Source organism: Catonella sp. (assembly GCF_052169795.1).
In the GTDB taxonomy this organism is placed as follows: Bacteria; Bacillota; Clostridia; order Lachnospirales; family Lachnospiraceae; genus Catonella.
The window spans coordinates 1-12008 of the sequence record NZ_JBQNBU010000060.1 but is presented as its reverse complement, the minus strand read 5'-3'; the positions used below and the strand labels follow the sequence as shown (position 1 = coordinate 12008).

The window sequence follows — 12008 nt, the reverse complement described above, 5'->3', positions numbered from 1 at the left end:
CTCTCTTTTTTAATGCTATTAATACTGTTATGTGGTCTTATAGCACCTGTATCGGGGGTGAAAGCAGAAGAAAGAGAATATAATTTACATAGGCACTGGTCGGATTCTAGAATTACTATTTTTGATAAAGATAGCTATAAATATGGGCTTATGGATTATAATGGGAAAGTTATTGTTGAGCCACAATATGATGAAATAGAGCTATTTAGTGAAGGCTTGGCTTCGGCAAAAAAAGATGGGAAGTGGGGATGTATAGATAAAGATGGTAGGGTGATAATCCCAATTAAATTTGATGGAGTAGGTTATTTTAGAAATGGCTTTGCCGATGTAAGCGAGAGTAATGGAAGAACGGGATTTATAAATAAAAAAGGTGAGATAACATACATAAGAAAGAATCTGCGATATGACTACATAGGGGATGTGTCAGAAGGTTTATATAGAGTAAATATACGTGGTAAGGAGGGATATTTAAATCTAAAGGGAAAAGTGGTAATTCCATTTAAGTATGATTACTCAGAAGATTTTAGCGAAGGCTTAGCTGTAGTCAGAAAGAATGGAAAGTGGGGCTTCATAAATAAAAAAGGAAAGGTGGTTGTTCCTATTAAGTATGAAATGGTACGTGGATTTCTAAGAGGCATAGCTGCAGTCAAAAAGAATGACAAGTGGGGCTTCGTAAATAAAAGAGGTAAAGTGGTAATCCCCTTTATATATGACAGTGTATCTCGTATGACACATGCATATAACGCGAAAAGAATTTATTCTGCAAAGAATCCTGCACCAACCTCATGGATGGTTCTTAGATATGTAGAAAGTTGGAAGGATATTGATGAAAAAGGTACTGTGTTATTTGTTCACCCAGATCCTACAGCTTCTCCAGAGGAACTTTCATTTATAAATAAAGAAGGAAAAAAAGTAGATTTATCAGATTACATATATGCAGGTTTATTTAATGATGGAAGATGTCTTGTTCAAGGTAAAAATGGCAAGTGGGGCTACATAGATGATAATGGTAATCCAATAACTAACTTAGAGTATGATATTGATTACTACACTGGAAATGGTTTTCATGATGGTGTGGCTATGGTGTATAAAGATGGGAAATATGGATTTATAGACAGGGAAGGAAAAGTTGTTGTTCCAATTAAGTATGGAATTTTCCGATAGCCTGGGTTTAGCAGACAGTAAGCATATGTAAGGTGCTTACTGCCTGCTTTTAGTCTGATTAATGGAGTTCTTACGATATTAGAGTAAAAATATAAATATATTAAAAAGAGAGGTATAACATGGGAATCTTAGATAACATAAAAATTATGGACAAGCTGGGTGGAAGACCACAGGCTAACAATGATCCTTTAGCAATGGCAAGGCAGAGCATAGCTTCAGCAGAGGCAGAAATAGGACAGAACCTTGCAAATCTCGGTAAGCTTATTTTCGAGCTGGAGGAAAAAGGAAATAAACATTTATCAGAAATAAAGGAAGAAAACGCAGAATACAAAACCCTGATAGACAGGGTAAATAAGGCAAAAGCAAATAAAGAGGCTTTTTATAAAAATTATTTGCAGTTACAGGGGCTAATGGAATGTGTTAACTGCAAGAGTCAGATACCTTTTGGCAGTATATATTGCAGTAATTGTGGCTGTAAGACAATGGAAATAGATGAAAACTTTGTACCTGATTTTACTTTCTGTACTAACTGCGGACAGAAGGTGGATAAAGGCAGTGATTTCTGTACAAATTGTGGAACTAAGGTAAATGGAGGAGAGTAGATATGAAATGCCCAAACTGTGGAAATGAGATAGCAGATAATGCTAAGTTTTGTGGGAAATGTGGAGGTAAAATTCAAGGAGAAATACCTGTAATAAAGCCTCAAATTGAGCAGCCTGTTATAAATAATGTTCAGCCGACTTCACCAAACGGTAATATGCAGTACAACAATGTAGCAAATAATAATCAGAACTATAACCAGCCTAATATGAATTACAACCCTAATAATCAGTACAACCCAAATTTAGGGAACCAAGTCAGGTATAACCAGCCTGTAAGGAAAAAGTCGGGTTTTGTTAAGCTTGTAGTACTGGCAGTACTCGTAGCAGCCTGCTACTTTGGATACAAGGAAGTAGAAAAACGCTTTTTACTGCCAATAGGCACATGGAAGTCAGCAGATACACCTATTGAAATGAAATTTCTTGAAGATGGAGAGCTGCAGATGGGAGTCTATGGAACTTACGCAGGAAATATGAAGTGGAAAAAGACTTCAGGAGATACCTATTATATAAGTGGTGAAGTACCAGAGGTGCTGGGAATTTCACTTGGAGAGATTGGCTGTGAGGCAAATTTTGACTGGAAGAATAAAAAACTTACTGTAAATTTTGGCTTTGGTGAATATACTTTTGATAAAGAGGATTAGGAGAGAAAATGAACTGTAAACACTGTGGCAATGAGCTTATAGCCGGAGCTAAGTTCTGCAATAAATGTGGACAGAAGGTCGAAATTGAGGAAGACTGTATACCATCAGATATTGAAGCTGTAAATTCCCTGTCTAAGCAGGAAGAGGGGAAACAGGAAACTAAAGAGTCTAAGCTGTTAAAAATAATAAAAGCTTATAAATATTATATTTTAGCAGGAATTGCAGTTATTGTAATTATAGCCATTTTAATTCCTAAGCCTGATAAAGGTGACAAGGCTGTACAGAATGATAACCCGGTTATAGCTACCGGTTCTTCCATAATATCATCAGCCCTATCTTCAGGGCTTGCAAGCGAACAGCCGGAGGAGGAGACTTCTTCTTATACAGGCTCGCCAGATTATGATAATAATGAAAGCAGCAGCATAAGTGATGAGGATGATTACTCTGACGAAGAGGAAGAAGGTGATATGGATACGACTAGAGCAAGTGATGAAGGGGTAAGCTATGAGGATGAAGAAGAGGAAGTCGTGGAAGAGCCTGTAGCGACCTATCAGAATTCAATTATAGAAGTATATAAAGGCAGAGGAAATGAGCAAACATACTATGCGTATAATCAAAATCTTATAAGAAGTTTTGAGGATAAGATTGCAGAAATAACCGGTGCTGAAGATGATGGAAGCCTTGGAATGAGATATGAAATAATTGAACTGTTTGGAAAAAACTATGACTACTTTCTTGACTATTACTATGATCGTTACTGGCCTACTGAAAAAGATGTGTCTCCCTTTGTAAATACAGTAAGGTCTTATTTAGGAGGCTGGGGAGTGGATACTGCCCCTACAACAGTGTATACAGAAAGATTAAGGCAGGAACATAATGGCTACACCTATGATTTTTCAGGAACTGATGCTTGGGGAAACGATATTAAGGTGCATACATATTTTGAACTGATTGAAGAGGATACGGTACTCTCAAGGATACTTGTCTGGACAGAAGATGCGGATAATGTGGAAGAATAGATGTGATATATAAGTTTAATTGTGTAAAATATGTGATAATATAATAATACCTATAGACAAACTAGGTAAAATTGAGTACAATATGATTGCGAAAAATCAAAATCAGTCATTTACAGAAAGCAGTAAGGTCAATGTACGTGGCAAGCATCATATTGGAGGTTTTATGAAAAGAAAATTATTTGGACTTATATTGGCAGCTTCTTTAGTAGTTACAGCCTGCTCCGGTGCAGGTGGAAATGCTTCTGCACCTAAGGATGACAGTAAGGTTGCAAGTGAAGCAGGAAGTAAAGAAGCTTCATCATCAGAGGTTACTGACAGCAAGGTTTCACCAGCTATGAAGGAAGAAAATGCTACATCTACAGATGAAAAAAAGGAAAAATTCCCTGAATTTAAGACTACCGATATCAATGGAAATGAGGTAACGGAAAAGATATTTGCTGACAAAGATATAACTATGGTAAATGTATGGGGAACTTTCTGCGGTCCTTGTATAAATGAGATGCCTGAGCTCCAAAAGATTTATGAAAGCCTTCCTGAGAATGCCAATTTAATCGGAATTGTGGCAGATGTTCCTGAAGGAATGAAGGACGGAATTGATAATGCAAAATATATTGAGGGACAGACAGGAGTTAAGTATACAAATTTAACACTCAGTGACTCGCTTGCATCCTTTGCTAAAAGATTTTATGCAGTGCCATCTACTATTTTTGTAGATAAAGAAGGAAATATAATAGGCGACCTTGTAATGGGAGCTGATATTGATGCTTATGTGGCAAATTTACAAAAAGTTCTTACTGATTGGAAATATAAGGAATAAATGCCTATCTGCCTTGACAAACCCGCCTAATGAAAGTAAACTTTTTATATAAAGTATAAATTTTGGAGGGGATTATGGCAAGAGAGTATAATTCCAAAGGGAAGAATGAAGTTATTGCCTATTTAAAAGCACATAATGATCATAGGCTGACTGTGGCTGAGATTTTAGAAGGACTTAAGGAAGAAGGCATAAGTATCAACCGTTCCACTATTTATAGGAATTTAGACAGGTTGGTTGAAAATGGTGACATCTTAGCTTTTAAAGGAAAGGATAATGAATCAGCATTTTATCAGTATTCAGGTGAGCATAAGGAGTGTAATGAACATCTTCATTTGCAGTGTAATTTATGCGGAAAGATTTTCCATTTAGAGCATAGCTTTGTGGATGATTTTATGTCACGCCTTCGTAAGGACTGTAAGGTAGAGCTTGATGTATCTAAGACGATGCTTGTAGGAACCTGTGAAAAATGTCTGAATAAGGCTTAATTAGTGAATATATTAAATCGGAGACATGGCTTGTAGAAATACAGGCTATGTCTTTTATTTATACTTATCAATAGCAAGGTCTCATTGTTACAAATCATTGTCTGTTTTATAAGTTTAGGTCAATAATATAAAAAATTACAAAATTTAATGATATTATTATGAAAAATGCTAAATAGATAAGTAGAGGCTGTAAAATAAAAAAATATTGAGTATAATATATAATGACTATTTATGTTATACTATAGTATGGATACCTGATTAGGAGGGCAGCTTATGACCTTACAACAGTTACGCTATGTTATAGAAGTGGCTAAAACAGGCTCTATGAATGTGGCGGCAAAGCAGCTTTTTGTGAGCCAGCCCAGCCTTTCGATGGCGATAAGGGAACTTGAAAATGATGTACATATATCAATATTTGAAAGGACTACCAAAGGCGTTGTGATAACTGCTGAGGGAGAAGAATTTTTAGGCTATGCAAGGCAGATAATTAATCAGGTGGAACTTTTAGAGGATAAGTATATAGAAGCGGGGCAGATAAAAAAGAAGTTCGGAGTATCTGCACAGCACTATTCCTTTGCGGTGAAGGCATTTGTAGAGATGGTAAAGGGCTTTGATATGGATAAATATGAGTTTGCCATAAGAGAAGCAAGAACTTACGATGTGATACATGATGTAGTTACAGGCAAGAGTGAGATAGGAATACTTTATACTAATGAATTTAATGAAAAGGTGTTGAAGAAGATTTTTAAGGATAATCAGCTTGAATTTGTACATCTTTTCACTTGCGAGGGATATGCATATCTTTGGAAAAATCATCCGCTTGCAGGAAAAAAAGTAATTGCTTTAGAGGAACTCCAAGATTATCCCTGTCTTTCCTTTGAACAGGGGGATAATAATTCATTTTATTTTGCAGAAGAAATACTGAGTACCTATGATTTTAAAAAGACAATTAAATCAAATGACAGAGCTACCAACTTAAATCTTATGATTGGCTTGAATGCCTTTACGCTATGCTCAGGGATTATTTGTGAAGAGCTTAATGGAAGTGATTACATCGCAGTAAAACTTGCTGAAGAAGTAACTATGGATATAGGATACATAAAGAGGACTCACATGAATATGAGTGAAATAGGTGAACTTTATATAGAAGAAATTAAGAAATATGTGGGTGGAGAGATAAAAAATGAATAAAATAGAAACAGGTATAGATGGGTTGTTTGTAATAGAACCGAAAGTTTTTGGTGACCGAAGGGGTTGGTTCATGGAAAGCTGGTCAAAGAGGAAATTTGAAGAAATAGGAATAGATTGTGAATTTGTTCAAGATAATCATTCATTTTCGGAGAAGAAAGGAACTCTCAGAGGACTTCATTTTCAAAAAGGAGAGTTTTCACAGGCAAAACTTGTAAGAGTCTTAAGAGGGACTGCATATGATGTAGCAGTAGATCTTAGGAAAGATTCACCTACATTTTTAAAATGGTTCGGGATAGAACTTAGTGAAGAAAATAAAAAGGAACTTTTCATACCGAGAGGTTTTGCACATGGCTTTTTGACCCTGACAGATGATGTGGAATTTGCTTATAAGGCAGATAATTATTATAATAAAGAATCTGAGGGGGCAATCAGGTATGATGATGAGAGAATAGGGATTGACTGGAAATTACCGGGAAATGAGATAAAAAAAGTGATAGTTTCGGATAAGGATGAGACAGCTCCAAGGCTCTCAGAACTTTCCGAGGACTGTTTCTTTTAAAATATAAAACTGAAAGTTTATTAGAATAGAGAGGAAGAAGAAATGAAAGTAATAGTTACGGGTGGAGCAGGGTTTATAGGTACTAATTTTATATACTATGTACTTGAGAAGCATCCTGAAAATGAGTATATTTGTTTAGATAAGCTTACTTATGCAGGCAATTTGGCAAACTTAGAGAAGGCACTTAAAAATGATAAGTTTAAATTTGTAAAGGGAGACATAGCTGATAGAGATTTTGTATACAGATTGTTTGCAGAAGAGAGGCCGGATCAGATAGTTAATTTTGCGGCAGAGAGTCATGTGGATCGCTCAGTCCTTTTTCCGGATGAATTTTTAAAAACGAACATAACAGGGGTTGGAGTACTTTTGGATGCTTGTAGAAAATATGGGATAGAGCGTTTTCATCAGGTATCTACGGATGAGGTGTATGGAGATCTGCCTCTTGATAGAAAGGATTTATTTTTCACGGAGAATACACCGCTCAACCCGTCAAGTCCCTACTCTTCCTCTAAGGCATCGGCAGACCTTATAGCGCTTGCATATCATAGGACCTATGGACTTCCGGTGACCATATCAAGGTGTTCAAATAACTATGGTGCATATCAGTTTCCGGAGAAGCTTATTCCGCTTATGATATATAATGCCCAAAATGATATAGAGCTTCCTGTTTATGGGGAGGGGCTTAATGTAAGAGACTGGTTGTTTGTTGAGGATCATTGTATAGCGATAGATATGATTTTGGAAAATGGAAAGATTGGTGAAGTTTACAATGTAGGCGGTCACAATGAGAAGCAGAATATAGAGGTGGTAAGGGCAATTCTTAAGGCGACAAACCAGCCTGAAACCTTGATTAAATATGTGACAGACAGACCGGGGCATGATTTAAGATATGCAATAGATCCTGAGAAGATATGGAATGAACTTGGCTGGAAGCCTCTTACACCTTTTGAAAAAGGAATTGAACAAACTATTAACTGGTATCTTGAAAATAATAAATGGATGGAAGACATAATGACAGGCGAGTATGAAAAATACTATTCAGAAGTATATTATAACCGTGAAGAAAAGTTTGGCAGGTAGAAGATGAGAATATTTATAACAGGGGCAGAGGGACAGCTTGGGAAGGCTCTTATTAAAGAACTGCTTAAAAGCAGACAGAACTTTGAATTTAAACTTATGCTCACAGTCCTGAATGAGGTCTCTTGGAATTCGCTATACAACTGGATGTATGAAAATAATCTTTTGGATGAAAGAGCAGAGATAACAGCCTTAGATATAACGGACTATTATTTGGTAAGGGCGGCAATAGAAAGCTTTATGCCTGATACAGTCATAAACTGTGTGGCCTATACTGCAGTGGATGATTGTGAGGATCATGAGGAAGAAGCAAGGCTTGTAAATGAAACGGGAGTGAAAAATCTTGCGATGGCAGTCAAAAATATTGGAGCATGCTTAGTCCATATTTCAACTGACTATGTCTTTGATGGGAACGGTAATATCCCATATAAAGAAGATGCGGAGATAAATCCAATCAATGTTTATGGTAAGACTAAAGCTCTTGGAGAAAAGGTGGTTTGTGAAAATCTTAACAATTATTTTTTAATACGAACTGCATGGCTGTATGGAGAGGGTAAAAATTTTGTAAAAACTATGCTCAGGCTGGCTGAAAATAATAAGGTTCTCCGTGTAGTGTCTGATCAGACAGGTTCGCCTACAAGTGCAATGGAACTTGCAAGATTTATAATATATTTGATTCAGACTAAGCAGTACGGAGTTTGGCATGGAGTGTGTGATGGGGAAACTTCATGGTATGAATTTGCAAAAGAAATTATGAGGCTGGCAGGCAGAGATGTAGAAGTTATTCCGATTAAATCGGAGGAGTATAAGACTAAAGCAAAACGCCCACATTATTCAGTGCTTTCCAATGCAAAAATGCATAAAGAAACTGAGTTTGGTATAAAGGCTTGGACGGATGCACTTAAGGAGTATTTGGATCTGTTAAAGTTGTAGTGAGAGGAGAAAAACAGTGAGTAGCACAAATGACGAAAAGGATGATTTAAAAACGGTGGAAGAGCTTAAAAAGGCTGCAGAAAATCTTGACAGTTTGACTCATAAGCTGAATGATGTTGCGGAAATGCTTGAGAATGAGGCGGAGGAGGAAATAAGAAGAGAAGGACTTCTGAATAAGGTATTAGCCAAAAAAACTTTTGGTATAATAGGCTGGGGATTTTTTGCACTTGTAGTAATATCAATTGTGGCTCAGCAGCTTTCAATGACTATTCTGAAAATGATGGTAAAGACCGGAGAGGGTTTTCCGGGTATAGTAACATATCTAATATCATTTCTGCCCTTATATTTGGTGGCATTTCCGATAATGCTTTTGATTATAAGGGAACTTCCAAAAGATACTGCCGTAAAGAATAATATTGATATTATTACTCTTATCAAGTGTTTCTGTATGTGCATAACTATTATGTATATTGGAAATGTAATCGGAACGGTTATGTCTACATCTATAGGAGGAGCATTAGGTAAAACTTCAAACAATAATTTAGCAGAGATTATTATGAATACAGATATGTTAAGTACAATGATATTTGTTGTAATCTTAGGACCGATAATGGAAGAGATAGTGTTTAGAAAGCTTCTTATAGACAGGACTGTACAGTATGGAGAGAGGAATGCCATGTTTCTTTCCGCCCTTATGTTTGGGCTTTTTCATATGAATCTTTTCCAGTTTTTCTATGCATTTGGAATAGGGCTTATTTTTGGATACATATATATTAAGAGCAGGAGAGTAGGTTACTCTATAGTTTTCCATATGATTATTAATTTTCTAGGCTCAGTAGTGGCGGTTCAGGTAGCAAATAATTTTGGAGGTGATATGGTGGAAAAATTGCAAAGTGGCAACACAGCAGTGATTTCACAGGCCTTAAGTACCGGACTGATATTATCAATTATATACACTATTTTTATGATTGTTATTTTTGTTGTCGGACTTGTGTTTCTTATTGGCAGCAGAAAAAAGGTGGAATTGGATGCAGGTGGAACGCTATTTACAAGGAAAGAAGAGAAGGGCATTGTTTACGGAAACTATGGAATGGCATTTTTTATAGCTGCCTGCCTTGTAATGATGGTAATTACGACAATGGCTCAGCTAAGTTAGGAGATTATGAAAGAAGAAAAAGTGGTTTATGTAATCGGACATAAGAATCCCGATACAGATTCAATATGTTCAGCTATTTCTTATGCAACCCTTAAAAATCTGACTTCCAGAGGAATTAAATATATTCCGAAACGGGCAGGACAGATTAATGAGGAAACAGAATATATCTTAAAAAGGCTTGAGGTTGAGCCACCGGGATATATGCCTGATGCGGGCACACAGGTAAGGGACATGGAAATCCATGAAACTCCGTTTGCAGATGCAAGCCTTACTATAAAAGAGGCTTGGGAGTTGATGATGGAGTCAAAGGCAGCCTCCCTGCCTATTACCGATAGTGAGGGGCATCTTGAGGGAATTATAGGCATAGGAGATATTGCGAAGTATTTTATGGGAAATTCTGATGAAAATATCCTTTCTAAGGCAAGAACTCAGTATAAGAGGATGGCAGACACCTTGGATGGCAGTTTGGTTTTAGGAAATGAGCATGGATATTTTATTAAGGGCAGGGTTATTATAGGGACAGATGACCCCAATCTTTTAGCGGCTAATATGGCAGCAGATGACCTTGTGGTGCTTGGTAACAGAAAAGATACACAGCTTGCAGCGATAAAAGCTGATGCAAGCTGTATAGTAATAAGTGGAGGCAATACCGCCGGGGATGATGTTATAGCTGCTGCCAGAGAAAAGAGCTGTGTCATCATAGAAAGTCCGATGGATACTTATACCATAGCCACTCTCATAAGCCACAGCATACCGGTCAGATATCTGATGAAATGCGAAGGCATAGTTACCTTCCATACGCATGATTTTACAGATGCAATTAAGGAGATAATGGGTAAATACCGTTATCGTGATTTCCCTATTATAGATGCAGACGGACGCTGCCTTGGTACTATTTCCCGTAGAAATCTTATTAATGTAAGGAAAAAACAGATAATTTTGGTTGATCATAACGAGAGGACTCAAACAGTAGACAATATAGAAGAAGCAGAAATTTTAGAAATAATTGATCACCATAGGATAGGATCACTTGAAACTATGGGACCGGTGATGTTTAGAAATCAGCCGGTAGGATGTACGGCAACGATTATTTATCAGATGTACAATGAAAAAGGAGTTGAGATACCTAAAAAGGTAGCGGGGCTTCTTTCGGCGGCAATACTCTCCGATACCCTCATGTTTCGCTCACCTACCTGTACTAAGTTTGACCAGGAAGCGGTTACTGTGCTTGCGGATATTGCGGGTATAAATATAGAAGATTTTGCAAATGATATGTTTATGGCAGGTAGTAATCTTTCGGGAAAAGCACCGGAGGAAATTTTCTATCAGGATTTCAAGAAGTTTATGGCAGGAGAAATAGCTTTCGGTGTAGGCCAGATTAACTCGATGGATGCAAAATCCCTTGCAAATGCAGAGGAGAAGATAAGACCGATTCTTCAAAATGAATGTGGTAAGAATGGAATGTCGATGGTATTTTTCATGCTTACAAATATAGTAGAAGAGTCTACAAAGCTACTTTGCTTTGGTGACGGAAGTGACAGAATAGTGGAAAAAGCTTTTGATGTAAAAGTATATAAAGATGCAGCAAGCTTGAAAGGAATAGTGTCAAGAAAGAAGCAGTTAATACCGGCTATTATGGGAGTATTTAATGCTTAGTATTGTATATTTGGCTTGAAAATAAATGATAAAAGAGTTATGATTGTTTTTTGGAGGTAATAAAGATGGCTTACGAAAAAGAAATTAATGATTATATTGAAAGTCATAAGGAAGAAATGTTGAATGACCTTATGAATCTTATAAGAATAAATAGTGAAAAAGGCGAGGAAAAGCCGGGAATGCCTTATGGAGAAGGTCCTTATGAGGCTCTTAAGTCTGCAACCGGATTACTTGAGGGATATGGATTTAAAATTACCAATTATGACAACAGGGTGATTACAGCAGATTCTTTCGATCTGCCTAATCAGTTAGATATATTAGCACATCTTGATGTAGTTCCTGCCGGAGATGATTGGACAGTTACTGAGCCTTATAATCCTGTGATTAAAGACGGTCGCCTTTATGGAAGGGGCAGTTGTGATGATAAAGGTCCTGCAATAGCGGCGGTTTATGCAGTAAGGGCGGTTAAGGAACTTGGAATTCCGTTAAAGCAGGGTGTGAGGCTTATTTTAGGTTCGGATGAAGAATGTGGAAGCAGTGATGTGGAATATTATTATTCTAAAGAAAAGGCAGCTCCGATGACCATTACGCCGGATGCATCATGGCCTCTCATCAATATTGAAAAGGGTGGAATTCACAACGAATTTACTGCTTCGTTTGAAAAAACAGACATGACACCGAGCGTTGTTTCCGTAAAAGGTGGAATTA

Annotated in this window: 13 protein-coding genes; all 13 read left to right on the top strand. The window is 37.0% G+C overall.

Features of this window, described 5'->3' with window-relative positions; translation table 11 throughout:
* On the top strand, positions 1-1164 hold a 1164-nt coding region (locus ACTTKP_RS08915; protein ID WP_442553551.1), incomplete at its 5' end, for a WG repeat-containing protein.
* Between the two features lie 119 nt (positions 1165-1283).
* The gene (locus ACTTKP_RS08910) at positions 1284-1766 is read left to right on the top strand and encodes a double zinc ribbon domain-containing protein (RefSeq protein WP_442553550.1); all 483 of its coding nucleotides are present in this window, start codon (positions 1284-1286) and stop codon (positions 1764-1766) included.
* 2 nt (positions 1767-1768) lie between these two features.
* Positions 1769-2407, top strand: a complete 639-nt coding sequence (locus ACTTKP_RS08905; RefSeq protein ID WP_442553549.1) for a zinc ribbon domain-containing protein — start codon at positions 1769-1771, stop codon at positions 2405-2407.
* 8 nt (positions 2408-2415) lie between these two features.
* Positions 2416-3426, top strand: coding sequence for a zinc-ribbon domain-containing protein (locus tag ACTTKP_RS08900; RefSeq protein ID WP_442553548.1), 1011 nt, complete (start codon positions 2416-2418; stop codon positions 3424-3426).
* 163 nt (positions 3427-3589) lie between these two features.
* Positions 3590-4243: a TlpA family protein disulfide reductase gene (locus tag ACTTKP_RS08895; RefSeq protein ID WP_442553547.1), complete on the top strand. Its 654-nt coding sequence runs from the start codon at positions 3590-3592 to the stop codon at positions 4241-4243.
* A 74-nt stretch (positions 4244-4317) separates the two neighbouring features.
* Positions 4318-4728 (top strand): Fur family transcriptional regulator, encoded by a 411-nt coding sequence (locus tag ACTTKP_RS08890; RefSeq protein WP_442553546.1) that lies wholly within the window; start codon positions 4318-4320, stop codon positions 4726-4728.
* A 273-nt stretch (positions 4729-5001) separates the two neighbouring features.
* Positions 5002-5919, top strand: coding sequence for a LysR family transcriptional regulator (locus tag ACTTKP_RS08885; protein ID WP_442553545.1), 918 nt, complete (start codon positions 5002-5004; stop codon positions 5917-5919).
* Entirely contained in the window at positions 5912-6478 is a 567-nt protein-coding gene (gene rfbC, locus ACTTKP_RS08880) for a dTDP-4-dehydrorhamnose 3,5-epimerase (protein ID WP_442553544.1), read from the top strand. Before ACTTKP_RS08885 ends, rfbC begins: the two co-directional genes overlap by 8 nt.
* Before the next feature lie 42 nt (positions 6479-6520).
* On the top strand, positions 6521-7558 hold the full coding sequence (gene rfbB / locus ACTTKP_RS08875) for a dTDP-glucose 4,6-dehydratase (RefSeq protein ID WP_442553543.1): 1038 nt from the start codon (positions 6521-6523) through the stop codon (positions 7556-7558).
* 3 nt (positions 7559-7561) lie between these two features.
* Positions 7562-8488, top strand: coding sequence for a dTDP-4-dehydrorhamnose reductase (gene rfbD / locus ACTTKP_RS08870; RefSeq protein ID WP_442553542.1), 927 nt, complete (start codon positions 7562-7564; stop codon positions 8486-8488).
* A 16-nt stretch (positions 8489-8504) separates the two neighbouring features.
* On the top strand, positions 8505-9644 hold the full coding sequence (locus tag ACTTKP_RS08865; RefSeq protein ID WP_442553541.1) for a CPBP family intramembrane glutamic endopeptidase: 1140 nt from the start codon (positions 8505-8507) through the stop codon (positions 9642-9644).
* 6 nt (positions 9645-9650) lie between these two features.
* Positions 9651-11300: a putative manganese-dependent inorganic diphosphatase gene (locus ACTTKP_RS08860; protein ID WP_442553540.1), complete on the top strand. Its 1650-nt coding sequence runs from the start codon at positions 9651-9653 to the stop codon at positions 11298-11300.
* A 65-nt stretch (positions 11301-11365) separates the two neighbouring features.
* On the top strand, positions 11366-12008 hold a 643-nt coding region (locus ACTTKP_RS08855), incomplete at its 3' end, for a Sapep family Mn(2+)-dependent dipeptidase (protein ID WP_442553539.1).

Coding starts and splice junctions, on each gene's coding strand:
- ACTTKP_RS08910 (WP_442553550.1), top strand. CDS start 1,284: ATGGGAATCTTAGATAACATAAAAATTATGGACAAGCTGGGTGGAAGA.
- ACTTKP_RS08905 (WP_442553549.1), top strand. CDS start 1,769: ATGAAATGCCCAAACTGTGGAAATGAGATAGCAGATAATGCTAAGTTT.
- ACTTKP_RS08900 (WP_442553548.1), top strand. CDS start 2,416: ATGAACTGTAAACACTGTGGCAATGAGCTTATAGCCGGAGCTAAGTTC.
- ACTTKP_RS08895 (WP_442553547.1), top strand. CDS start 3,590: ATGAAAAGAAAATTATTTGGACTTATATTGGCAGCTTCTTTAGTAGTT.
- ACTTKP_RS08890 (WP_442553546.1), top strand. CDS start 4,318: ATGGCAAGAGAGTATAATTCCAAAGGGAAGAATGAAGTTATTGCCTAT.
- ACTTKP_RS08885 (WP_442553545.1), top strand. CDS start 5,002: ATGACCTTACAACAGTTACGCTATGTTATAGAAGTGGCTAAAACAGGC.
- rfbC (WP_442553544.1), top strand. CDS start 5,912: ATGAATAAAATAGAAACAGGTATAGATGGGTTGTTTGTAATAGAACCG.
- rfbB (WP_442553543.1), top strand. CDS start 6,521: ATGAAAGTAATAGTTACGGGTGGAGCAGGGTTTATAGGTACTAATTTT.
- rfbD (WP_442553542.1), top strand. CDS start 7,562: ATGAGAATATTTATAACAGGGGCAGAGGGACAGCTTGGGAAGGCTCTT.
- ACTTKP_RS08860 (WP_442553540.1), top strand. CDS start 9,651: ATGAAAGAAGAAAAAGTGGTTTATGTAATCGGACATAAGAATCCCGAT.